This is a genomic window from Mycobacterium nebraskense (genome assembly GCF_002102255.1).
Lineage (GTDB): Bacteria > Actinomycetota > Actinomycetes > Mycobacteriales > Mycobacteriaceae > Mycobacterium > Mycobacterium nebraskense.
In genome coordinates, this window is sequence record NZ_LQPH01000161.1 from 33,038 (window position 1) to 57,520 (window position 24,483).

19 protein-coding genes are annotated in these 24,483 nt (G+C 63.2%); 6 read left to right on the forward strand and 13 right to left on the reverse strand.

Annotated elements, in window-relative coordinates; genetic code table 11:
* Nucleotides 1-213: 213 nt before the first annotated feature.
* The 3 genes from AWC17_RS24610 (at nucleotide 214) to AWC17_RS32845 (ending at nucleotide 4,298) form a co-directional block, all read left to right on the forward strand.
* On the forward strand, nucleotides 214-1,728 hold the full coding sequence (locus tag AWC17_RS24610; protein ID WP_197083339.1) for a serine/threonine-protein kinase: 1,515 nt from the start codon (nucleotides 214-216) through the stop codon (nucleotides 1,726-1,728).
* Between the two features lie 46 nt (nucleotides 1,729-1,774).
* Nucleotides 1,775-3,571 carry a DEAD/DEAH box helicase gene (locus tag AWC17_RS24615; protein WP_007172175.1) on the forward strand — a complete coding sequence of 599 codons (1,797 nt, stop codon included), beginning with the start codon at nucleotides 1,775-1,777 and terminating at the stop codon, nucleotides 3,569-3,571.
* A gap of 553 nt (nucleotides 3,572-4,124) precedes the next feature.
* Nucleotides 4,125-4,298 (forward strand): hypothetical protein, encoded by a 174-nt coding sequence (locus AWC17_RS32845; protein ID WP_154074410.1) that lies wholly within the window; start codon nucleotides 4,125-4,127, stop codon nucleotides 4,296-4,298.
* Here the strand turns inward: AWC17_RS32845 and AWC17_RS24625 are convergent.
* From AWC17_RS24625 to AWC17_RS24655, 7 genes are all read right to left on the reverse strand, one after another.
* Complete coding sequence (locus AWC17_RS24625; protein WP_007172172.1) at nucleotides 4,288-6,093, reverse strand: AAA family ATPase; 1,806 nt, start codon at nucleotides 6,091-6,093, stop codon at nucleotides 4,288-4,290. The two genes, AWC17_RS32845 and AWC17_RS24625, sit on opposite strands and share 11 nt — an antisense overlap.
* Nucleotides 6,090-8,249, reverse strand: a complete 2,160-nt coding sequence (locus AWC17_RS24630) for a hypothetical protein (protein WP_007172171.1) — start codon at nucleotides 8,247-8,249, stop codon at nucleotides 6,090-6,092. The genes AWC17_RS24625 and AWC17_RS24630 overlap by 4 nt, the downstream gene beginning before the upstream one ends.
* On the reverse strand, nucleotides 8,246-11,161 hold the full coding sequence (locus tag AWC17_RS24635) for an ATP-binding protein (RefSeq protein ID WP_225325408.1): 2,916 nt from the start codon (nucleotides 11,159-11,161) through the stop codon (nucleotides 8,246-8,248). The genes AWC17_RS24630 and AWC17_RS24635 overlap by 4 nt, the downstream gene beginning before the upstream one ends.
* A complete protein-coding gene (locus tag AWC17_RS24640; RefSeq protein WP_372517422.1) occupies nucleotides 11,155-11,406 on the reverse strand; it encodes a hypothetical protein in 252 nt (83 codons plus the stop codon). The genes AWC17_RS24635 and AWC17_RS24640 overlap by 7 nt, the downstream gene beginning before the upstream one ends.
* 100 nt (nucleotides 11,407-11,506) lie before the next feature.
* Nucleotides 11,507-12,430: a conjugal transfer protein gene (locus tag AWC17_RS24645; RefSeq protein WP_073877513.1), complete on the reverse strand. Its 924-nt coding sequence runs from the start codon at nucleotides 12,428-12,430 to the stop codon at nucleotides 11,507-11,509.
* Nucleotides 12,431-12,440: 10 nt separating this feature from the next.
* The gene (locus AWC17_RS24650) at nucleotides 12,441-13,523 is read right to left on the reverse strand and encodes a hypothetical protein (RefSeq protein ID WP_046182038.1); all 1,083 of its coding nucleotides are present in this window, start codon (nucleotides 13,521-13,523) and stop codon (nucleotides 12,441-12,443) included.
* Nucleotides 13,520-13,966, reverse strand: coding sequence for a hypothetical protein (locus tag AWC17_RS24655; RefSeq protein WP_007172165.1), 447 nt, complete (start codon nucleotides 13,964-13,966; stop codon nucleotides 13,520-13,522). The genes AWC17_RS24650 and AWC17_RS24655 overlap by 4 nt, the downstream gene beginning before the upstream one ends.
* Before the next feature lie 130 nt (nucleotides 13,967-14,096).
* Here AWC17_RS24655 and AWC17_RS24660 point away from each other — a divergent pair, with 130 nt between their 5' ends.
* From AWC17_RS24660 to AWC17_RS24670, 3 genes are all read left to right on the forward strand, one after another.
* Nucleotides 14,097-14,480 (forward strand): helix-turn-helix domain-containing protein, encoded by a 384-nt coding sequence (locus AWC17_RS24660; protein WP_073877511.1) that lies wholly within the window; start codon nucleotides 14,097-14,099, stop codon nucleotides 14,478-14,480.
* The gene (locus tag AWC17_RS24665) at nucleotides 14,470-15,288 is read left to right on the forward strand and encodes a hypothetical protein (protein WP_007172163.1); all 819 of its coding nucleotides are present in this window, start codon (nucleotides 14,470-14,472) and stop codon (nucleotides 15,286-15,288) included. The genes AWC17_RS24660 and AWC17_RS24665 overlap by 11 nt, the downstream gene beginning before the upstream one ends.
* Nucleotides 15,289-15,387: 99 nt before the next feature.
* Complete coding sequence (locus AWC17_RS24670) at nucleotides 15,388-15,666, forward strand: hypothetical protein (RefSeq protein WP_007172162.1); 279 nt, start codon at nucleotides 15,388-15,390, stop codon at nucleotides 15,664-15,666.
* 199 nt (nucleotides 15,667-15,865) lie between these two features.
* Here the strand turns inward: AWC17_RS24670 and AWC17_RS24675 are convergent, their stop codons facing one another.
* From AWC17_RS24675 to AWC17_RS32850, 6 genes are all read right to left on the reverse strand, one after another.
* Nucleotides 15,866-17,269: a type IV secretory system conjugative DNA transfer family protein gene (locus AWC17_RS24675; RefSeq protein WP_040624275.1), complete on the reverse strand. Its 1,404-nt coding sequence runs from the start codon at nucleotides 17,267-17,269 to the stop codon at nucleotides 15,866-15,868.
* Between the two features lie 94 nt (nucleotides 17,270-17,363).
* Complete coding sequence (locus tag AWC17_RS24680; protein ID WP_080691135.1) at nucleotides 17,364-18,185, reverse strand: DUF2637 domain-containing protein; 822 nt, start codon at nucleotides 18,183-18,185, stop codon at nucleotides 17,364-17,366.
* A 65-nt stretch (nucleotides 18,186-18,250) separates the two neighbouring features.
* Entirely contained in the window at nucleotides 18,251-19,795 is a 1,545-nt protein-coding gene (eccE, locus tag AWC17_RS24685; RefSeq protein WP_085165179.1) for a type VII secretion protein EccE, read from the reverse strand.
* The gene (locus tag AWC17_RS24690; protein ID WP_040624272.1) at nucleotides 19,795-21,432 is read right to left on the reverse strand and encodes a S8 family serine peptidase; all 1,638 of its coding nucleotides are present in this window, start codon (nucleotides 21,430-21,432) and stop codon (nucleotides 19,795-19,797) included. Before AWC17_RS24690 ends, eccE begins: the two co-directional genes overlap by 1 nt.
* Nucleotides 21,432-22,928 (reverse strand): type VII secretion integral membrane protein EccD, encoded by a 1,497-nt coding sequence (eccD, locus tag AWC17_RS24695; protein WP_007172157.1) that lies wholly within the window; start codon nucleotides 22,926-22,928, stop codon nucleotides 21,432-21,434. The genes AWC17_RS24690 and eccD overlap by 1 nt, the downstream gene beginning before the upstream one ends.
* Nucleotides 22,925-23,806 (reverse strand): MinD/ParA family ATP-binding protein, encoded by an 882-nt coding sequence (locus AWC17_RS32850; protein WP_007172156.1) that lies wholly within the window; start codon nucleotides 23,804-23,806, stop codon nucleotides 22,925-22,927. Before AWC17_RS32850 ends, eccD begins: the two co-directional genes overlap by 4 nt.
* Between the last annotated feature and the right edge of the window lie 677 nt (nucleotides 23,807-24,483).

The window sequence follows — 24,483 nt, forward strand, 5'->3', positions numbered from 1 at the left end:
GGTCTCTCGCAGCCAAATTACCGACTCGTCGTCGTCCCCACCGTGCTACGACGCGCGGACGTGGGCAACCGGTTTTGTCGCCGCTCGGCGACGACGCGATAAATAGTTGAGCCAACCACAACCAATTCGGTGTTATACTTGATTTGAGAACAACTATTTCTGGAGGCAACCGTGCGTCTTGGCGGAATATCGGAGGTGGCCGAGGAGCTCGGCGTGAGCACTCAGCGCATCGCGACACTGCGGCAGCGAAACGACTTCCCCGACGCGGTGGGGGAGATTGCGCAGGGCCCTATCTGGGACCTCGATGTTGTCGCTGGATGGAACAGCTCAGGCCTCCGTCAGACCAAGGCCGGCAGGCCGAAGTCGGACGAGAAGACCCGCACGCTGGGTGGGCGATTCCTGCTGGAACACGCTCGGATCGGTGGTGGCGGCTTCGCCGACGTCTTCCGTGCCACCGACCGCAAGACCAGCGAACTGGTCGCCGTCAAAGTGCTGAAGGACACCGTCGCGGTTGACCCCGAAGCCATCAAGAGGTTTCGGCGTGAGCTTCGGCTCCTCGAAGACCTGCACCACCCCAACGTTATTTCGGTGCTTGCCCACGGCGAGACCGACGACGACAACATCTGGTATGCGATGCCGTTGGCGCAGGGCAGCCTGACCGACTACGTCGACACGGTGGGCGGCCAAGCGCGATTGATCGTCGACATCATGCGTCAGATCTGCACGGGGCTCGGTTACGTCCATGATCGGGGCATCTATCACCGAGATCTCAAGCCGGCCAACGTTTTGCGGCTGAGCAACGGCGATTGGGCGGTATCGGATTTCGGGCTTGCCGTTGAGGCCGAGCGGCACACCGACCCGCTGACCTCAACGCTGCGACAAGGGTTGGGCACGTGGGTCTACACAGCACCGGAGCAGTGGCAACGGGCCCGAAGCGCCGACCACCGTTCCGACATCTACGGTCTGGGCAAGATCCTGCAGGAGCTCGTGACTCAGGACTTCCCAGTGAACAACGAGGTGGAGCCCGGCCCGCTGCGACCTGTCATCGAGACCGCGATCGCCAACTCGCCTGATCGCCGTTACCAGTCGATCGAGCACTTCATGAATGCACTCGAGCGTGCTGTTGATGCACACGAGGAATACGTGGCCAACGAGTCGAAGGAAGAGGCAGCGGAGCGCCTGCAGGACCGCATGCGCAGTCCGTCGGTCGCCGACGCGGACTTGATCGAGATGATCGAGTGGGCAGCCGCGTTGGATGAGTCCAGCCACGACGACATGCACGTGCTGACCCGAGTGCTGCCCTGGTGCACTCGAGGGTCCGTCAAATTCCTCTGGAGCGAACAGCGGGGCGCGTTCCAGCGCGTCTACCAGCGGTTCACCGACTTTCTGAGGCATGGGAACTTCTCGTTCGAGTACTGCGACGTGCTGGCTGACTTCACCCGCATTGTCGTGGCCGAGACGAAGGACTCCAGCGTGATGCGGATGAGCGTGGGCGCGCTCGCGTCGCTGGGGCCCCGCCACAACCGGTGGCACGTGCGTGACGTCCTGGTCAAGATCCTGCAGGAGGTCAAGTCTGACGAGATGGCCTCGGCAGCAGTGGAAGCGTTACGGGCGGCCGACGCCGATGACGTCGAGTGGTCGATCAGCGATTTCGCGATCCGCACGCTGCCCCCCGCGATCCGTAGCGGCGTCGAGAAGCTGCGGCCTCCGAAGAGTTCCGCATCCTGAACCAGATCGCCTTGCCGACAACGTTTTCCACAAAAGGGGTAGCTTTATGAAAATCGACCAGTACGTCACCCTGCGACCCACCGTGACGGGCAATGCGTCCTTGCGCGAGCCGCAGATCGAGGCATACGAAACGCTCACCGGGCACGACTTCGACGCTCCCGAGGGCCGCGAAGTCTCCGTCGTGCTGCCGGTGGGCTGCGGGAAGTCAGGCCTCCTGGCTCTCACGCCGTTCGCCGCACAGTCTCACCGCGCACTGCTGGTCGCACCGAACCTCAAGATCGCCGACCAGCTGCTGAAGGATCTGACACCTAGCGACCCGAAGTTCTTCTACCTTAAGCGCAAAGTGTTGGACTCCGCGCCGTTCCCAGAGCCCGCAGAAATCCGAGGCACGTCGACCAACGTCACCGATCTCGAAGTGGCTGACATCGTGGTGACGAATATTCATCAGCTCCAGCGAGCCGAAAACACCTGGCTTGCAAAGCTTCCTGCCGACTTCTTCGATCTGATCATGTTCGACGAAGGCCATCACAACGTGGCCGAGAGCTGGGACACTCTGCGGCGGCACTTCCCGGACGCACGCATCGTGAACGTGAGCGCCACCCCCGGTCGTGCCGACGGGCGAATCATGGCCGGTGAAATCATCTACAGCTACCCCATCTCTCGCGCGGTGGAGAAGGGATACGTCAAGCGCATCAACGGCTACCGCCTCAACCCGACCACGCTGCACTACGTCCGGCGCCCTGACGACAACACCGAAGTCGAGGTGTCCTTGGAAGAGGTCCGCCGCCTCGGCGAGCGCGACGCAGGCTTCCGGCGCAGCGTCGTGAGCTCAGACGCCACCCTCACCACCATCGCCGAGGCCTCCCGCCAGAAATTGTTCGAGCTGCGGGAAAAGACCGGCGAGGCCAGGCTTAAGATCATTGCGGCGGCGTTGAACATGGAGCACTGCAAACAGGTCGTCGCCAAGTTCCGCGAACTGGGGCTCCGCGCCGACTTCGTTCACAGCCTGATCGAAGGCAAGAGCAAAGCGAACGAGCGAGTTTACCAGCGGTTGGAGAACCACGAACTCGACGTGATCGTACAGGTGCGCAAACTCGGTGAAGGATACGACCACCCGTATCTCAGCGTCGCCGCTGTCTTCAGCATCTTCAACAACCTCAGCCCTTTCATGCAGTTCGTGGGGCGCATCATGCGGGTGATTCCAGATGTTGACCCCTTCGATGCCGTCAACGATGGCGTCGTCGTTTTTCACGTCGGCGGCAACATCACCGGGGTCTGGAACGACTTCCAGGAGTTCGCCGAAGCAGACCAAGAGTTCTTCGCGCAGCTCATCGACGAGACCGTTGTTGAACCCCTGCCCACTCGCGAACCCCCACCTGGAGGTGGCCAGAACGCTCCGCTGCCGGTGATCACTGGCCAGGCCGACATCCAACTCGAAAACCTGACCCTGATCGCCCTCAGCGCCGACCCAGATGTTGCGCAGGCCCTGACCGTGCTCAAGGAAAAGGGTATCGACACCGGAGTCAAATTCGATCAGCTACAACGCGTCCAGCCCACCAAACAACAGACACGTCGATCCAAAAAGACCCTGCTCGACGATTTGGTGAAGAACGAGGCTGGCAAGTTTCTGGCCAAACACAGCCTCAATCGCGTTGGCCGCGAGCTGGACCGCACCCGGGAGAACTTCGTCACCGTGAAATCGGCCATCGACAGGCGGATCAAGACAATGGTTCCCAGCGGTGCCACCAATAGGAAGGATTACACCGCGGACGACTGCGACTACCTCATCGCGCGGTTGCCTCAGATCGTTGCTGCGGTCGAGGAGGAACTGCGACATGGGTAAGCCCCGCTCACTGCTGCGAACGCTGTCGATTGGCACGGCAGGACGACGGCACCCGTGTCGGTCAGACAAAAACCACGTGCTCAATAAGGGCGACCCGATACTTATCGTCAAGGTCGACCGTGACACTGCCCACTACTGCAGCGATTGCGCTCGAACGTTCATCAACACCGCCCGACAACAGCTGTCTGCCCTTGAAGAAGAGCTCGGGCGAACAACCCCGCCAAGCAGCTGACATCCAGAGTCGCACTCAGGATCCCGTCCACCTCTCTAATCGTCGGGGACAGCCTTACAGACCTCCGATGGTTCTGGCGTGCCAAGGCGGTAGTCCGTGATGTCGGGCTCGTCGACCACAGGTCCCATCGCAGTCGCGACTCTCGGCAGCGCGGAAAGCATTGTGAGAGCGTCGAAGCGGTCACGGTCGCGACTCATATCGTCGTAGACGATCTGAAGGTCCGAGGTGGGCAGTTGTTGCTGCAGTTCTTCGAAGGCTGCGGCTGCCGCGCCCGGCTCGGGCAGGCCCGACCGGACTACCCAGACATCTAGATCGCCAGGTGTGATAGCGGATGCAGCCAAGTGCGAGGTAGTCGATGAACGTCGCACCGACGAGCTCACGGCCGGCGACCACCACGAGGCCATGCTGACCCACGTCCACCTGGACAGCATCCCCAGCATCAGTGTGGCCTACAACGATCCGCATTTCAGCGCCCACGATGGGCTTAGGGCGTGACGAGCTCAAAGGCCGCCAGGACGTCGGTGAGGGCAGCGTCCATGTCTGCCAGCGTGATTGTGCTAATGCTGCTCAGGTCGGCGGTGAGCAAGTCCACCGTCGGGTCCGCTGCGATGCGGGCTTTGGCTTTGCGCAGGGCTTGTTCAATGACGGTTCGGGCGAACCGGCCGTTGGCGGCGACATCGATGAGCATGTGTGGTTCACCGGGGCGTGTACTTGGCGTGTTGCATAGCCACTCAGCGTTGCTGCTGAAGCGCGAAAGAGCGGAGGGTTCGATGGCCACATGGAACCGCGCTGCGAACAGCTCAGCGATCCGTACCAGGTCGTCGGTGTCGCAGGAGGTGAATTCGAGCTGGAACGGGAACCGTGACCGCAGTCCCGGGTTAGCGCTCAAAAGCCGGTTCATTGGGCTGGCGTAGCCAGCCATGGCGATCATTGTGTCGTGGCGATGGTCTTCTGCCCACTTCATGATGACGTCAACGGCGATGTGGCCGAAATCGCGCTCATTATCCGGTTTGTAGAGTTCGGGTGCCTCGTCGATGAACAGTGCACAGCCTTTGGCAGCTTGCAAGATCGCTGATGTTTTCTTCTCGGTGCCACCGATGTGCTCGTCGACAAGATCCTTGCGGGAGACTTCGATGAATTCTGGCGATTCGAGGATGCCCAGGCCGAAATACATCTCGCAAATCAGCCGTGCTATCGAGGTTTTCGCGGTCCCCGGCGGGCCGACCAGAGTCATGTGCAAGGTGTCGCGCTCACCGATCTGGACGCCGCGCTCGGCCATCTTCTGGTCGTAGACCTTGACGAACTTGAGTTCCTTGACATGCTCTTTGACGCGGCGGAGCCCAATGAATTCGTCGAGTTCGCGTTCGGCGCGCTCCAGCACACGTACGGCTTCCTTGCGTTGCCGGGCTCTGCGCAGGTCGGCCACGCTCGGTCCAGAGTCCGGGTCCCACCGATTGGACCGGGCGGCAATCACGTCTGGGGTCGTGACGGTGACGCCGTAGCCGGGGTCATCGAGCGCGGCGGCGGCGTCCGGGCGCAGTTGACCGTCTACGCTGGCTGCGCTGAACTCTTTGCGGGCGGCGGCCTCGTCCCCCAACGCGCGGTGGCACAAGCCGCGATATACGGCCGCCTCGGCCAGCAGGTGCGAGGTATCGATGCCGCTCTGGTCGAGCTTGGCCTGGTCGGCCTGCGTCACGACGGATGTCAATGTGGCCAGCGCCGCCTCGAACTGTCCCAGCCCGGTTTGGGCGATTCCTTTGAGCAGCCGTGTGGCGGCCTCCACGATTCCACCGCTGCTCGACGAGGCCTGCGAGGTCCACGTCAACAAGTCTGGCCAGCGGCGCGTCAGGAAAAACATTGTGGCCCCGATGAACCGGTGTATCTGCGCTTGCGCGGGCTCGACGGTGAGGTCAACCCCGTCGAGGATCTTTTCGGCCTGGTCGTAGTCGCCTTGGCTAACAAGTGTCGCCGCGTAGGCGATGGTGATCCCGGTCGGAGTGTGCGGGTAAAGGTCAATGAGGAATGGCGTAGACACGGTTGGCGCTAGCGCAGAATCTGCCAGGCCAATCCGACGCGTTTCGCGATGCAAAGTCGATAGCGCATCATATGCGCCGCGCATGGTGTTAAGGCTGACGTCGCCAGCAACCGCCAACCCCATCCACGCGTCGCACATGCCGGGATCCATGTCGGTGGCCTGCGTGAAGGCTTCGCGCGCTCCCGCGTGATCGGCCACGGGCCCACCGAAGCCCAGGCGGCTAATCCCGATGTCGAAATAGTCACGGGCACTCACTGGTGATAGTCCCTTGCTCGTGGTCGAGGTGGTGACGGAAATTCTACGGGCGACTCAGACAGCTCGAACGATCGCTGCTGCTCAGATGATGTATCTAGCGGCAGGCCGGGGTCCTCATCAGGGGTTGCCGACGGGGGCGCCTGGTGGCGACCCACGCCCTGGGCCGGGCGGCGCGGATGGCTCGGTAGCGATGGCAGCCCATCTGAGCCGGCCATCGGCGCCACCTCGCCTTGATCTGGTTCCCCTGGCTGGCCGTTGCTGAGGGCATTGGACGCCGCCAGGTGCGGGCTGGTGTCGCTGTCCGGGACGCCTTGTTGGGACCCGGGGTCTGAGCCGTTGCGGTGGTGGTGTCCGCGGATGTGCTGGACGGTCTTTTCGGTGATGACGGCGGGAATCACCACCTCTGGCGCGGCGGCCGCGGCGGCGCCTTCTGCCGCTGTGGCGCCGGCCCCCTCTGCTGCCGCAGCCGCGGCATGTCCACCTGCGGTCGCCGCGGCCTCGCTCGCCCCGGCCTTTTCTGCTGCCATCCGGGTGGTGGTGGCCCCGGTCGTCCGGGTCGCCGTGGTCTCCTCCTCACCGCGCATCCGGCTGGGCCGAGGTTTGACCGCATCGAACCCCGGCGTTGAGGTGTCGGCGTCGCCGTTAGAACCGTCATCGTCGCCGGCGCCATCGCTATCGCCGCGTCGCGCGACCCGTCGAAACAGCCCGCGCGCTTTGCGTCCCGCCTCGGCGTAATCGTTGTACTCATCGCGCACAGCGCCGCTTGTGGAGCACCACGCCCCAGTGATGTGGTGGGCGATCGTGCCCAAACTGTCTGTGTAGAAATGCTTGTCGATGTAATGGAACAAGAAGATGCCTACGACCGAACCCAGGCTCACCAACAACAGGCGCGGGACCGCGGTGGCGCCATGCCCCAGTTGCGGCGTGGTGAGCGCCCACCCCATCCCGACCGCACTCAACGCCAAAAAGACAGTGAAGATCATCATCTCGACGCCATGCAACAACACCTGCGAGACGCAGCGCACCGCGTATTTCTTGCCGCGCTGCCAACCGCTCATGCCGACCATCGCCGCGGGAACCACCACGATGCAGTAGTAGGTGGCTTTGGCACCGACCAGCAACGTGCTCACCCCGACGTACCAGATGAACAGGCCGATCCAAAACGCGGCGAACAAGAACACCAGCCCCAGCACAAAGTCGTTGGCCCCCAATTGTTGAGCGTGCGCCAAGGCTTGGGGAGCACCGCATCCGGCCATCGCGTGCGCCGGTCCAGGACCTTGGCTATGCGCGGCCAAGATGGCCTGGGACCAGGCCTGGCGGCAGGTGCCCACATCATCAACGACCATGCCGAAGTTCTGTAACTGTAGAGCTGGTCGCGCCGTCGAAGACACCAGCTGCGCCAGCAGGGCGTCGAGCTGGGTATCCAATGACTGGCCCGGAGCGTACGAACTCTGGCGGGCGTCCTGGGCGATCTGAAAGCCTGTCGCTCGACCCATGCCCAGCAGGCCGTGATCGCTGACTAGATCGTCAATGGGGTCACGAAAGACCGTCCACACCAATGCAGCTAGCACCGCGGCGGTGCCTAGCAGATTGCGGGCCTGGGCCGGCCGCCCTCGCTGTTGGTGATACCCCGCCAACACCACACAAACCGCGACCGCCAATGGCCCCAGCCACATCTGGTTGACGAGCATGTTCACTGTAGCGAAAACGGGGCGCCCGATTTGAACGAGGGCCAAGAGCCACGAGCTCGACATTGCAAATCGCAGAAGCCACAGCGCAATCCCGATAGCGAATACGACAAGAGCAGCTTCATTGGTCAGCCACCAGGCTGCGGTGGTATGCGCGATCGCGGTTTGGGTGGCTTTGACGATCCACGACCCCCACGATTCGGGATCGAACGCGCTGACGTGTTGGCCGTTGTTGAAGGTGGCTTCGGTGGTATCGACCATCGAGAGGAAGTAGTCAGCGATCGGCACGTTGTCCAAGTCATGCAGTCCCGTCCACCCCAGAGCAGCGGCACCCACCGCCGCCGAGGCTTTAGGTGCGGCCACCACCGCCCACAGACACAGCACGTAGACACCTGTCATCGCGCCGATCACGCGGCGCAACCGTGGGTGCTCAACTAGCCAGACTGCGAGGGAATCGCTGGCAGTCATGCGATCACCGATGCGGTGCTATCGAATGCGCGTGCCTGCTCTTCGGTTGGCGCGCCGAAAAATTGAACGCGTGCGGGACGTCCAAGTTCGTCGACTAAGAATCCCTCGCCGAGTCGGGCACGATCGACCGCCCCGGCCTCGGTGGCGTAGCCGCCCCATTCCCCGCGATCAGAGAACACGTCTTCATCAGCGGTGGAGCCAGGACTGGTGTCCTCGCTTAGTGCGCTGACAAGCTCTGGATACATTTCTGGGTCGATGCGCGCCCACTTCAGTGTCGCGTAGGCCAGTTCAGGGTCTTGAACACGAAAGATCCATTTTTGTGTGACAAACTCATCCCCCATGCGGGCAAGGTCCCTGAAATCCTGTGTGATGAACCAGATTCCACTCGCGTGCTTACGGCCCCGCCGAGTGAATTTGTGCGCAATGCGTGCCGTGGTGGGAAAGGCAAGCAGTTCGGCGCACTCCTCGAAGATCATGACGTCGAATACGTCGAGGCGGTCGAACATGTATCGCTGCTCTAGCTCAATGAGCAGGCCATAGATAGCCATTCCGGCGCGCTGGGTCCCCGACAGTTTCGCGTAGAGATCGGCGTTGGTGAGATCCTCGGTGCTGGGCAAGCCCAGGTTGCCGGTCAGGTAGACCGTGGCCGGGGAGTCTTCTGGCCGGTAGGGCGGCAAGTGGTCATCGAAAAGCCCGGGAAAATCCTCCTGGGCTGTTTCTAAGCGCAGCAGCAACTCGTCGTTGTCGGCGTCCGGCTGTGAACGCAGATAGTCCAGCAGTGTGCGGTGGCTCGTAATCCCTTGCCTGGCCCGGGTTTCCGGTCGCACCAAACGTCGGTAACGCTTGGCAAGCAGGCTGTCATAAGACAGCCCAATCCAGGGCAGGATGTGCGAGGCCGCGATGCGCCCTGCCAGGTGCGCTGGGAAGATCACCAGCGGGTCATACAAGTACTGCGGCGTTGTCGGGTCGATGAACCGTACACCCTCGATGGGTGTGAGGGCCTGCTTCCATTCAGCGATTGTGTCTGGCTCGAACACCACAACGCGTCCGCCACGCAGGATCAGTTCATACGCCGAGAGTTTGGTGCGGTTGGACTTCCCGCCGCCGGGATCGCCGACGACGGCCAGCCCGGTGTTCTTGTTTCGGCGCGCAGTTCCCTCGGGATCGTGAAGGATGATCGCCGGTCGCATCGTGGTCTGGTCGATGGCCAGCGCACTGCCCTTGACGTTGCCCACGCGGCCCGAAATCAGCGGCAAGAACAGCGACCACTTATGTGCGCTGGTGGGATTGCGAAATTCATCGAGCGGGCAGGTGTTTTCACTTCCGGTATTGAATGCCTTCCACAGCAACGCCTGGGCGCCACGGTGGCGTTTGACAGCGATGCCGACTGTGTCAAGCTCCTGGCGGACCTGTTTGACCGCATCCTCCAAGACCCGCGGTGAGTCGGCACCGACCGCAATCATCACCGTGTGGTCAAGCTCGCGTTCGGCGGGATTGCCGTTCAGATGCGATGTGTAGGCCCGCGTGCGCGCTAGCTTCCTTGGCAATTCGTCGTTTTCAGCTCCGCGGTGACCACGCTGACGCATCTGGTCTTTGATGTTTTTGGTGTAGCGGAAATTGCGGGCTTGCGCATCCTGGGGTGTGCGAATGTAAATATGTTGGGTCCACTCAATACTGGCCTGGGTGTTCACGTTGAGCAGCGCATTCAGATACGAAGCGCGTGGAAAGGCCAGGCCTGTCTCCGGGAAGTGCTCGACGGTCAAAAACGACTGGTAGCTCGATCTGCAGGTGGGCTCGTGGGGATCATAGACGCGAACCAAGGCTTTGAAACTGGGTCGCCACCATGGCCGCCCGGCGTTGTCGCCTTCATCGAAAGCGATGGTAGGGAAATCGTGAGCGCTCAGTGAGGACGGCCCCGTGCTGGCCGCTGGCATCGGCTCATGGATGACGCCGAGCATGGCGCGATGTCGCCGATACCAATGGATTTGCGCTGGACTAGCCGCGCGAACGTGAAACTCATCAGGTAGGGCACCACAGATCTGGCGGGCAACACTGGCGTAGTGCTGAATCGATGTGCTTGAGTCTTTGTCACGCCCGCTGACCCAGTCCCAAGCCCGCCTGCCCTGTCCGAGCGGTGTGCGTCCCGCGGTGCCAGCATCGACTGGCACCGTTAGCCAAAACCGTGGGCGCACGGGACCGCGATATCCCTTGGTGATCCACTTGTTCGCTTGGGCGATAGTTGGGACCCAGTGCTTGCACTGCCCAATCCATGTCGACTTGTTGGTGTGCGGACCCACCATTGCCCGCATGATGGCGTTTTGGTCCTCGGCGACCAGCAACCCGCGCACTTGCGAGCCTGAGGGCAGGTAGCGCCCCAAGTTCCGCGTCAGCCTGGCGGCTCGCCGGTGGACGTCAAGCGAGCGCATATTGACCGACAAACCATCGATCAAGAATTCGGCATAGACGCCTCCGCCGGTGAAGACCAGATTGTCCTCGACACGTTCAGGAGGGTCAAAACTGGAGTCAACACGCAGCTTCCTCTCAGCGGCACGAGGCTGCGAGGTGATCAGGTGAGGTGGCCGAATAGTGTTGCGGGCAAAAACGAGACGTGCTGAAAGAGATGGACGTCCCTTGGGCAAAAGTAGCCGCATCAGCCCAACGGTCACCACACAGAGCACCACCCCGCCGGCGAGGACCGGAAGCGTGGTTCCGGCGGGCTGGCTGTCGACCCATAGCAGCGTGGGACCCGCGATCGCGGCAATGGCCACCCATTCCACCCCGCGGTAGGGCCCGCCGGGCCATTCCTGCCCGGGAGCGGCTTCCCCGATCTGGATGTCGATGTCGCGGATGCCCGACCACGCTTCGGCCTTGTCGACGGGCCGTGGTGGGGCAACTGGGCCGGTGGTCACCATCCGCGGGTATTGGAGTGGCCAACGCTGCCGGGCAGGTGCTCAAATTCCTGGTTACCGCGCTGATACAGCCCGACGATGTGGGCTACGACAACTGCAAGAGCCACCCCGCCGGCGATTGCCGACAATCCGGCACCGGTGCCGCGCTTCCAATGGTCTCTCATACCGCGCACGATGCCGCTGCCCAGGAAGTATGTGCCGCCGACTGCGACGATGATGTAAAGCACTTCGTGGCTCATGTTGATCACGCCGGCCCCGGCAGCCACATTTGTCGTGTGGGTAGCCAACGTCTGTAATGTTAGCTGTCTAATCATGATCAATCCCTCTTTCTCTCAACGTGAGTGATGGTCAGTGCGGTGCTACCGCCGTGGTGGGCACCGGTGTCGGTGTCGCGTCAGCCAACAGCGGGATCGCGTCGATCTGGGCAACAAACCAGGTGCCGCCCACCGAACGCAGCGTCAGGGAATAAGACAGCGATACGAGGGTGTAATCGGATCGGCGCGCCGAAACATCGATGTGCGTGGCTAATTCGTTGTTATCGGAGGGAGCATCGGGTGGAGTGTTGTCGGCCTGAGCAGCAGTCACTGTGGCCGAGGAGTACGACCCTACGGCTGTGATGCCCGAGTCGGTGGTGATAAACCGTTCCAGTCCACCCGAGGTGGTTAAAAACGACGTCGCAAACCCAGACAGCATCGTAAAAAGTGGGCTGTTGGCAGCGATTGGTGCTGAATAGCCCAGCGGCACATAGGCTCCCGGAGGCGGCATATCGACTCTGCTGATCCGATCAAGAGCCTGAATGCCCATATCCCGGTATACCGCCACCGGCAGCTGGTAGAAAGCCGTCGTCGGCGGCGCCGACGGGTAGGGCAGTTCGTCGATTTGAACCTTCACGCTATAGAGCACGATGTCGTTGGAAGAGGTCTTGCGCTTAGATGCCCACGCCGCCGGGTTCGACACCGTCATCGACGATGTCGTGGGCAACTCGTACTTTTGTCCCCCGGGAAAGCAGCGTGTCAAATTCGAAGCACCCGAGGTGGTTCCGACAAGTAGCCCTTTCACGCAATTCACGGCGAAAGCCTTCACGGGATCGGTCTCGTTGATCACGTCGCGGGCCACCGCCGCCACTGGTGCTGGTTCAGGGGGAAAGACAAACCCCCACAGCAGGGCGATACCGTTGATGGACGAACTGGCCACAAGAATCACAAGAGCGACCCGGCCGGCGCTGTGGCCCAGCACCGTGATGCGCTTCTTCCATACGTTGCTGATTCTCACCACATCGTCCTCATGTCGCCTGGTGCCCAATGACTTTGATGCTCGACACCGCGAAGGTTCCATCACTGGGATCGGTGTCGTGTCCCGACCCAAAGCCGGTCGGGTCAGGCCCGTTGGTCGGTTCCGGGCCGGTGGCCGGGGTGGGCCCACCCAGGATTCCGCCGAACGGTCCGCCGTCTGGGGCCGACACGCTGGGCTGGGGGGCTGCGACCGGACGGCTGGTGTGCCGAATGATCACAGTGATTTTTGAGGCGCTGATCCCGGGAATCAGTTTGACCGCTTCGCCGTGAGCATTGCCGGTGTCCTGGTCGACGACCGTGTGCGCAGTGTCATTGAACTGCCACTGCAGCAACGTGACCACCCGATGCTGTAGCCATGGGTCACCGCCGGACCCCTGGGCCGCAGCAGTATCCCCCGGCACGATACTGACCGCCGTGATCACGTAAGCGCGTTCGATTCCGGCGGGCCCGAGCGTGATATAGAGCGGTTGTCCATCCGTATGCCGCACGCAGATCCACGGCGATGGCTTGTCGGGATCGGCAATCGATTTCGCCGAAGTTGAGGCGCCCGCCGGGCAGTCGGCTGAGGCGGTAAACGGCAGTGGGTGATCGCCGCCATCAGCAGGAGTCGGCGCTGGTGCTGCCGCCATTGTCGGTGCGGGGCCCGATTTGACTGCGTGCTGGCGCAGACTCGGCGAAGGGTTGTCGGGACCTGAGAGTGTGACGCCCAGCGTGGTTATCACCGTTGCCAACAACACGACGCCAGCGAACGCGCCGAGTACCCACGGCGTAAATCGGCGCGTACGCCGCTCCGCCTCGTGATCTAAATCAGCGTCGGCACCGGGGCTTTCGTTTTCTGCCGAGTCGGTGTGGTCGTCGCCGTCGGAAACGAACGCACCCGCAAAGGCGTCGGCACTTTGATCCTCGCCGAAGGGTGCGGCGTCGTTGTCGCTGATCGCGCCATCATCATCGGGATGCTCGTCGGCTGACTCCCCGGCCGCGCCGCTGTCGAGGGTGTCTTGGTCGTGTTCTGCATCGGCGTCGAGATTCACCCCAATCTGACGCAGCCATTGCTGATCAGAAACCGAGCTCACGGCCGCCGCCGCCCCGAACGGTGCCCGCTAGCCCGGCGCGGCGTGAATTTGCGCCGGTGATGGTAGGTGGCCGGCAAACGCTGCACACGCGGCAATGCCGTCGCCGAAACCTTGACATAGCCGTCGTCGCGGTCAGAGGCCAAGCCGGTGTCCTCACCGCGCACCACATACATGCGTTCGCGATGAGCAATTACCGGCGGCAGCGGTGTGGATGGCGCCGCCTGCGGTGGGCCTTGGGGAGCGGTCCGGCTCCAGTCCTGCTTAAGACGCTCCTCGTCGGCCGCCCCTCGGGCGCGGTGTGCGCCTATTAGCTTGGCCGCTCCCCACAAGCACGCCGCCGCGACCAGCAACGGAGCGAGTTTGATGAGCAGTTCGACGATCGCCAACACGATCGCGGCGATGACTGTCATCAGCACTGCGGCCGTCGCCACAAGCCCCTTCATCGCGGTGTCCCTTCGTCGTCTCGGCGCCGCTAAATCGGGTGGGCGCCTATGCACGCAACCGTAAGCGGTAATAGGCAAGGTTGTCCACATGGTTAGACGATAATGGTTGCGTTTAGGTAGTTTTGTGGGCGTGATTGCACCTAATGATGGGCCAGCGCGACTCGACTACTTCGTCTCTGAACGGCTGGCGGTCCTGCACATGTCCCGTGTCGAACTGGCCCGCCGCGGCGGACCCAACCGCTCGACACTGCACAAATCCAGTAACGGCTCACGCACCATGTCGCTGGCCACGCTGGCCCGACTCGATGAGGCGCTCGGGTGGGCCCACGGGTCGTCAAGGGCGATCCTTGACGGCGGGGTCCCAGCCACACCACCGCCCCAAGACACCCACGTACACACCGTTTTGCACGCCGTCGAAGGCCTCGTCGAGCAATGCCACTCAATCTTGGCCGACGCCCGTCAGCTGCTCACCGAACTCCTGACAAGCCGGGACCCGGCCGAGCATGCCCGCTGACATTTTCGACGACCAACGCCGAGCATGGATAGCCGCACACGCTGGGATATTTGTCTTCCAAAAGCGTCGCGCCGAGCTGCTCGCCAAAAAGATTCGCGCTCGCACACGCAGCCATGTTGGTGCCCGACCCGACCCACACGACGACGTCGTCGCCCTGCCACTACCGATGCGCTCCGCCACCTCAGCCAGCGGATCATTTGAAGTCGCACTGGTGCTAACCTGTGCGGCCATCGCGCCGCTGGGCTGGTTGGCCGGCAAACTCGCCTACGGACTAATCGTCACGCTCATCCCCGAGCGGCTCCGCGCTTACCCGATACCGGCACTGCTCTGGGGCGCCGCGCTCGCAGCGCTGCCCTTGCCGTTCTATAACCCCTCCCCTAGTCTCTGGGGCGAGCTGATCATCCCCTGGCTTCTAACACAACTGCCCGCAACCCTGCTCACCGCAGCCGTCTGCGGGGTCCTCGAAGGCTGGCTAGCCGTGGAAGGATCCAGCGACTGGTGGCCACTGACACCCCAAGCTGTCGAGGTTGACGACGACCTCATTCTCGGGCCGACGCTGCCCATCACCACCGTCTTAGATCCACTCCCCGAACCGGGCTCCGCCCGCCGCATACCGCCATCCCTGCACGCGCGCCGGCGAACCCCACCACCTATCCACTGGGTCCCCATCCTTGGCGGGACTGCGGTCATCGCAGCGATCTCCATCTGGTGTCTCATTTGCGCAATCAGCGTCCTGTTCGGCTCCACCAACCAGCACCTCGACACGGTCAGCTCCCGGTCAACCTCGATGCAGCTATTCGCGAACTGAGTTCGCTGCTCGGGGCCAACTCTGGCGCGCTGATGCCTACACCGCTTTGCAAAAATTGGGGTGTGAGCGGGGGGTGGCGGCACAGATACGGTTCAAGGTATGGATCGGGGTACGACCGTAGACGCAGTTGTGCATCGGGTGTTAGCCGCGCTCGAGCGAGCTGGCCAGGTTTGTGACACGCCGCCGGGTTCGCAGTCGCTCGAGGCGATGCGGCAACAGATCATTGCCATGCTCAGCGATCCGCCGTGGTATCTCAACACCTCGGCCGGGCAAGTGCTGTTCTTGAAGATCCTGCGTCAAATCGCCTCAGACGCAAGCGATATCGTGAAAAACACGCGTCAGGACCCAGGGTCATGTGAGGGCAACATTCGTCGGTAGGTCCGCAGCTGGAGTGCTACTGCGGACACGGCCAGCGTCGAGAAACGCTTGATCGCGTCGACAGCAAATTAGTTGCAGCACAGGCAGATTACACGGTGCAGCTACCCGGAGCTGCCCAGCGGTCGCACTTGGGAAGCTGGACGCGAGCACCGAGACCAATGCGTCAGTCATAGATTGCGCCCGTCGCGGCAACCGCCCGTCAACCCCACTGCGCCTTTTTGATTCGCCGCTGAACCGCCTGGTCGAACAGAGCCAGGAACTCGGTCCAGTCTGGAATATGAACTCGCTCGCCAGCCGTGCCGCGCTGCAACAGCTGGGCTTCTTCCCGGCTTTGGGGAAGCAGTTCCTGCCAACCGATCGCCTGGCCGAATTGCGACGATTGGCCCCGACTCCCCCCTGTGGGCTCATAGGCTTCGGTACGTCGGGTTGTCTCTCCCAGCCAATGTGAGGCCTGTTCGAGCAAATGGCGCTCGTGAGCTCCATACATGATCAGCGTGCCCGGAAACATCTCCCGCAGCGCTTCAGCGTACTTGGACCCAAATACAACGTCGAAATGCGCCGACGCCTGCACCGTCGCCAAGATGTTGACACCCAGTCCCGCTGACTCCCCCACGTAGGTCAACAGATCCGGCAACGGACATGAGTTACATACCTCGTCGAGTTCCAGCAGCAGCGGATGCGTCAGTTGATGATTGGCCATCTTGCGGCGGAAATGACGCACGATGGAATCGATCAGAGCCACCGCGGCTCCGGCGACCGAGCCGGTGTTCGGGGCGATCACAAACAATGTGGCGTCCGGCTCATCAAGCATGTGGACGTCGAATGACTCCACAGCGACACGTTCGACCGCGCTCAAGTACGGTGCTCCCTCGTCGGCGCTCAAACCCAAGCGCAGCCACGGTGTTACGGCCTTGGACACCGTGATCTTGATGCTGTCACGCAGCCGGGAATCCATCCCGGCGATAACAGAATACAGCGGGGCCGCGAGTTTCGGTTGTTCGCAAAGCCCGTAAGCGGTCAGCCACGACGGGCGTCCGAGCTCGGGGATGGGTTGGTCGCCGCCGGTTTCGTCGATACCGAAATCCTGCACGGCATCGAGCACCCAGGGCATTCCCAAACTGTTGCCCTGCGGGCTGGCCGCGTACAGCAGGCATGCCAACGGCGGTGCGGCCTGACTTTCCCAAAGCCCGCCCGCAGCAACAGCGTTGCCGCCCGATGCGCCACTGAAACCCACGCCCGAGGTCGCGAGCATGGTCTCAGCAACGGTCAGTGCTTCATGGGCGCTGGCGATCGTGCGGGTCGGGTCGGTGACCATACGCCTAACCCCGGCCGGCCATACCTCAGTGTGCTCAGGCCGCAGATCAATCACACCGGTAATCCCGATATTGCGTCGTGTTAGAACAAGCTCTGCCAGGTCGGGTTTCGACGACACCAAAACTTCCGGCCCAGGATGCACGAGCGCCGCCGGGGCCAAAATCCTGCGTGTTTTACCCGTACGTGTTGGTGCGCTTACCAGAATGTGAGGTGCTGTCTCCGCACGCACGGCAACGTTTTGGCGATTGTAGGTGAGGCCGCAGTACGGGGTGTACGGTTCGTTGACCACTACGTCATCATGGGCGCCACTGGCCGCGAACGTCTATCAAAGCAGCGACATTCGCGATCGCCGGACGTAGGTCACTGCGGCGGAAGCTTCGGGTTTACACCGCCGCTGCCGAGTGGAGCGCCGTCGCCAGTATCCGGTTCACCGTTGTGTGGTGCAGCTTGAGTTCCTCTGAGATTTCACCCGGCTTTTGCCCGTCAGCGTGGCGGCGCAGCACAGCGTCAATGATTTCTGCAGGCTGCTTGGTTCTTTTCGATGCCATCACTGTGCGTACGGCGTGTTCATGACGCTCTCGCGGGGGCACAGCGGCGTCCACTCTTGGAACCGATGACAGCGACCGGTCCGGCTCGACCGCCACCATGGCCCTATCACGCTCACCTGCTGAGGACCCAGCGACTGGCAGAGGTGTCGCCGACAGGGACACCGGGACGTCCTCCTCGACGAGGGCCGGCGGCGCCTCGGCGCGGCTGTGTAGGAGCCGGGTCAGGGCTACCAGCGCAACGGTGGCCTGCGCGGTCGTGACGTCAATGATCAGCGGCCACAACCATGCCAAGCTTGGGCGGATACCGCACCGGATAGCCAAGCTGCACAACGCATCAAATGACAGGCGAAACGCACCGGCCCCCAGTAACAGCGTCATGATCACCGCCGCCCAGAACGTCAAGGTGGGCCGGCGGTGCACCTTGATGAGCAGCGAGAGCCCTTCCGTGGACCCGAGCAATACCAGAGGTGGGGCCGTGGCCACCGCGGCCGCCAGCGCCGGGGCGACGTGATCGGCCTGCACGATCGCGTGTAACGCGTTGCCAGCGATCGAGGCCGCGCTTGCTCCTATCAACACCACCCAAAAGAAACGCACTGCGCGCCGGTGGGTTTTCGGATCGGTATCGGCGGGAGTGCTGCGGGCGCTATCGCAAGCCATACCCGCAATCGTGCACTCCCACCCCGGTATTCGTCTACCAAAGTCAGCCACATTGGGAGGATCGATTACCGCAGATAAGCATCCTCGTTGCGGAATGTCACAGACCTCAACGTGGTGCGAAAACGCTGTGTTTTCACGGTGATTCGCTCGCCCCGCTGTTCGATACGGATATCGGGTGCAGCGCTGGCGGGCACATCGCCGACCGTGATCGATGTGCGCGCGGGTGGGTAGTTGTTGACGCGACCATTGTGTACCACCATCGTCGGAGGACGTGGCGGCTGGGCTGTGACGTCGCGCGTCGTCCAGATCCGTGGGGAAGCAGACGTCATTGTCCAACGCCCAGTGGGGTCGTAAACGGCGACCTGTTCGCCTGCTGCGGCCGCCCGGCGAATCAGCCGTTTCACCGCCTGGTCATCATCGGCGTGCAGAGCAATTCGGGTGGGGGCCGCGGGATCTGATATCGGCATCAACAGCATAGCGTCTCGCAGTTCACCCAGCAGAACACCCGATGCGCCGGCTACGACAGCTGTGTTGAGTTCGGTAGTTACTGGCGTTGATGGCAACCTCAGCCGCCTGCACCCAGGCAAGGTCAGCGCCAACGCTTCCCACTGTCGGCCCGCCATCGGGTTGAGCACCAGCCGCGGCGAGCTGGCAAGCGGTTGCACGGTGGTCAACCGGACGAGGGCTGAAGCCCGCACGCCGGCAGGATCGCTGCGCAACGCGATCACCAGGGTCGTGTGGTCGCTCTGGTAGGCCCACACGTCGTCGAGTTGAGCAGAGCGCACGTCACTGGCGCTGAAGAAATACGCTGTGACATAGGCCTTCCCGCCGCGCTGCAGATTCGTCCAGCGGTCCTGGTAAGAAGCTGTCGCGTTTTCGGGCCCACCCAGGCTGGCCGCTACCGCGTCGTTCATCTGCGCTGCGGTCAAACGCCTTGCACGACAGTTTGTTTGGCACAGCGCTCTGGTGATGCGCTGAGAAGCCGCCACCGCCGCGCCGATCGTGTCTCGCCGCCACAGCAGTCCAGGCAGAATGCGGTCGCTGCGCGTATCGAAGCGGACTACCAACGTCACGCTACGCTGACCGGCCGCCGGCAGCCCCCGTAGCGCCGCTTCATACAGTTCGGCATAGTTGTCTCTGGCTGTGCGGCTGCCCTCGCAGATGATGTCGACATCAACACTCAACCCGCAGCGCTGCATCTCTTGTGCGATTACGCTAATCGGCACGGTATTAAGTGTTTTGGTGTGGTCGGCGTGCAATAGGGTGGGGATGTAAGGCTTGCCCAGCACAGTGATCATCGTGGACACGGTGTGCCCGTCGATCACAACACCGACTGTGTGCTCGTTGAGGGTGACATCGACCGGTTGAGGCAGCTGGAGTCTGCGCACCCGGCGGCGCGTCCAGGACATGGCCCGCCACGCCCACTGCCACACGGTGCGCTCCCGGAAGGTCAGCACACAGATCACCAGTCCGGTCGCGGCGCCGCTGGCGACGGCGATCGGCCACGAATCCAGCGTGGCGCTCAGTGCCAGCGCAACCAGACCTGCGACCACTTCGCCGGTGACCACGGCGCGGGGTGCGATACGGGCCGAGACAAACCGTTGCTTCATCAGATTCGCTCCCTGCGACGCGAGACGGTCAGGCCCACAGCAAGTCCCAATACGCTGACGACGGCGAGACCGGTGATGGCCATCGCGACCCAGCCCGGACGTGCGTCGCGTGGCGGGGGCGGGGCCGGCACTTTCAACTGGGCGCGCTGAACCCCGGGGGCAAACGTCTCACCCGGCGGCACATCCCAGGTCAGCGCCGCAACGGGGTCCACAGTTCCATAACCGACCACGTTGTCACGTCCACCAGCGGGAGGGTGCGCGGTGGCCTCTAACCGGTGGATCACTTGATGGGCTGTCAGGTTGGGAAATTTGGCCCGCACCAAAGCCGCCACTCCCCCGACGAACGCCGAGCTAAACGAGCTACCAGCGATAGGGTGCAGCTTGTCGTCATCGACTGAACCGTTGATCACCTGCCCGCTCGTCGACAGCCCCACGATGTCGGCTCCCGGCGCAGCCAGTCCTACCCACGGGCCGTGCAATGAGGCGGCGTCGCCGCTGGCGGGAACGCCGGTCGAATCGGTGGCCGACACCGCCAACGCGTAGTCGCTAAACCATGCTGGGGTGGCGATCGTTTTGACTGACGACCACCCCCGAGTGGGATCACCCGGTAATGGGTCCGGGTTTTGCCCATTGCAGCCCTGGGCATGAACGTTGCCCGCCGCGGTCACGATCACCACGTCGCGGTCAACCGCGGCATAGTGGACCGCGTCGGCCAAGGCGCTTTGATCCTGGGGCTTGGCTGTCGAGATGCACGACACCACACTGATGTTGATCACTTTGACGCCCAGATTCGCCGCGTGCACGATCGCGCGAGCCAACGAATTGATGTCACCGGCGCGGCGAACATCCTCGGGGTTGTCGACCACGCCGGGATCAACCAGGCCGAAAGTCTGCGCGGTCTGGCGAATCGACAGCAGCACCGCGTCTGGGGCGATGCCGATCAGCCCGTCTGGACCACCACCGGGCGACGGTTCCAGCGGCGCCGGCCCGCGAGCGTGGCCGAGAGTAACCGGAGACGGCGGCATACCCACCCATGATGGCTCGTCGGGCGGCGGCGGCGGCGGCGGTGGTGGCGGCGGCGGCGCCACCGTTTGGGTCACCGTGACCGTCGGCGGAGGCGGTGGCGGTGGAATCGCGCGCGGCGGCGGAGCCCCGGCCGGCGGGGCCGCAGGCGCCGCCCACGCCGGCTTGGGGACCAGTGCGAGCCCTGAAGGCGCCGCCCCAATCAGTGAAGCCACTACTGTGCCGTGCCCGTCGCAATCCGATAAGCCGTCGCCAAACGGGCCCATGACATAGTCCCCGCCAGAAACTAGGTGCGGCAGCCGAGGTTGTGCAGCCACGCCGGTATCGATAACCCCGACGACCACGCCAACACCGGTGGATTCTTTCCACGCTTCTGGCATGTTCATCAGCTGCAGCGCCGCGGGCAACTCACGCAAATCACTGCCGGGCAACACGCCGGTTGTTGTGCACGCCGCGATCTGGCGCATCGGCTGATCCGGCCCGGGTGCGGGATCGGGCGGGGGTGGCCCAGGCGGCACCACCGGGGGATCAATCGCGCCGGCCACGCCGCCAGATACGGCAACCAGTGCTGCGGCGAGCCCGATCGCGCCCAGCGTACTCACGGCTTTAATCATCAGCCGTGGACCGCATTTCGTACCACCCACAGCAGATTCAGCAGCCAGATCGCCCATGGCACAACGAAAATCAGCAGAATGTACTCGCTGACTTCGACGGCGCGGTTTACCGGTGCGCTGATCCGCGCATTGGGCACCACCAGCGCTCCAAGCAGGCCCGCCCCGGCCAACATTAGCGCTGCGCCAACACATATCAGGGTGACAACCGGCGAAGCCGGGTTGGGAGCGCTTGCGTATCGTCCGATCACCACCGCTACCGCGACGACCGCACCAACGGCCAGCATCACCGATTGATTGCGATCAACAAACGAGCGCGCCCGGAGCAGAAAGATTGCGCAAATCCCCAACGTGAATGCCAAAAACCGCCACCCGCCGCCAGTTTCGGGCATCACTGCATAGCGCGCGGCCGCCACCAACACCACAGCGCCGCCAGCCAGCAGACCCGTCACGATGGCGGTGCCGCGCCGAGCCCACGTCGCGATCTGCTCAACGGTTTCATTGCCCGGACGCTCCACCGGCGACACCGTGTTTAGGGCAGCGCCTTCTCGAGTCTCAAACACCCCCCGGTTAGTGACCGAAGGAAACCATGGCCCGGGCACTCCGGCCCCCACGATCCCGATGCTGGTTGCAAACGTCACTAGCACCAGGTCCGCTACCAAGAAGACGACCGCCAGATGCGCTGGCAGCACTCGCCAACCGCTGGCGTGGATCGCCGCCACCGCGCCCGCAGATAACCCGACCACAGCCATCCCCGCAAACACAGTCAGATAGCGGCCGGTCAGCATCGTCAATGCCGCCACGCCGGCCAACACGGTGGCCGTCGCGGCCACCACATGCCAGCCACCGGGTGGTCCCGGCACCGACATCGCCGCGCCTGCACCGGCGCAAATCAGCGCCGACCACACCAGGAAGTCCGCCGATCGGCGTCGCTGCTCATCTCGTGCCCGCGTCGCCGCCCTCGCCGACACCAAGAAAACGGCGGCTAATCCCCACGACACCGCCGCGGGCAGCCAGCCGTGCTGTTGCCACCACAACTGCGCCAACATCACCTCGGCCCACGCGACCAGCGCTGCGAAAAGCCCCCCGGCTACCCGACGCGCGACCGTGACATCGACTGTGGCGAACTGCTGGCGTGCTGAACGAGCCAGCGCCGTCGACACCTCCTCAATGACAGGTGCGAAGCGTTCGGTGGCGTCAGTAGGCAAGAGACACAACAAGTCCCCGTCGTAGACACGGCTGTCATCAAGGGATCGCTGCGGATCGAGCGGAGTGGCGTCTGCACGGCACAGTTGAAAGGTCAACGTGTCATCAAGAGGTGCCCGCCCGCGATCTTTGAGAATCGCATTGACCCGCGGGATGAGGTCCTCGATCACCGCAATCAACGCCACCCCAGCAGGCAGGACGTAATCGATGAGCGTGTCATCCCCGACCAGCAAATGAACCTTGCACAGCCGAGGGACTTCCGGCGCCTGTTGTGCGGAATTGGCGGTGGTCATCGGGCATCGGCCGCTGTCGAGAACCCTGCCGCCAATGCGGCGGCGGTCTTAAGCACCGCCCTGGCGGTCTTAGGGTTGACCCTTCGAAGGTCCAACTCGCCCGCCGAGGCGATGTGGGGGTCAAAGGGTACCTCGATAATGCGATCGTTTTTGACCCAGCTCCCGAAATGCTCCCTGAGTGTGGCGACCAGTTTGGCCGCCTCCTTACGATCCTTCCGATTGCGCGCCGGGCGAATGTGGTTGATCACCAACACTGTTCGCGACAGCAACTGGTGATAGCCTTCGTCGCGCAACCACTCGAAATTGGTGCTCGCGCCTTCGGCGCCGTCCGGGACGGCCGAGGCCACCATCAACACCGCATCGGCGCGCTCGAACACACCCTTCATCACCTCGTGTTCGAGATCGACACCGCAGTCAACGAAAAGCACACTGTAGAACCGTTGTAGACGCATATGGCCCTTGCTGAACTCATCAGCGGTCAACCCCTCCCCGCGAGCGCCTCCATGGCGCGGGGAAGCCACAACGTCTAAACCAACTTGGTTGTGGCCCGTCAAGGCCCCAACATCGGCGTAGCGATGAAGATTAAGGTCGTCGTTAATCGCACGCAGCGATGACGCCTTGGGATCCACCCGAGCCGCCAAATTTGCGGCCTGTGCCGGATCGGCGTCGACAGCGACCACTTGGTCGTTACGATTGCGTGCAAACTCACTGGCGGTCGCGACAGTCATCGCGGTCTTGCCCGAACCGCCCTTGCCACCAAGCACCACGACGGTATAAGTGCCACGCAAATTGGCCCCGATCGCAGCCTTGAGGCCACGCACTGTGCGCTCGTCGCTGGACTCACCGACGTTAATCAGCCCACCAGAAACCTTGAGCAACGCCCTGCGCCACCCCTTGGATGGCGCCTCCTTGTGTGGGGCAATCAAGTCCGTGGCGCGCAGGTGCTCTCGCAGCGCGTCCGAAGACCGTGGCGTGCCCGCGGTGCGAGGCGACGGTTGGGGTGTTGGCGCACGCCAACCATGTTCTTCTGCCGGCGGATACGGACGCGCAACCTGGCTGGGATCTGCGTGACCGGCTGGCTGCGGTGCGCCGTGACGCCCACCGAGCGCCGCCTCCGACACTCCCTGCGGTGGGCGGCCCAATTGACTTGAGGAACCGTAGCTTTCGCTGGGCGTCCCCTGCTGATGGGGACCGGCCTGCTGCGCCCACGGAGGTGGCGGAGGGGTGTCTTGGCCCTGGGGTGCCAAGGTGCCCTCCGGGGGCGAAAACCGCGGCGGCTGCCAACCCGGGGCTTGTTGGGGCGCCGAAGACGGCGCCGGCGTCGCATCCTGGGCGGGGAGCCCAAGAGCGGCCTCCGGGGGTGAAAACCGCGGCCGCCCATCATCGCTCGTCGGTTCGCCGCTGTTGTTGGGATGGCTGGGCTCAACTGCGCCTGGCGCGGGCTGCGTCTCGGGCGGCGGACCTGCCGCCAGGCCATTGAAAAAGTCGCGTTCCTCACGCTCATGCGGACTTGTCATACCGTGTCCCCTCGTCACCAGACGTATTCGAATTTCGC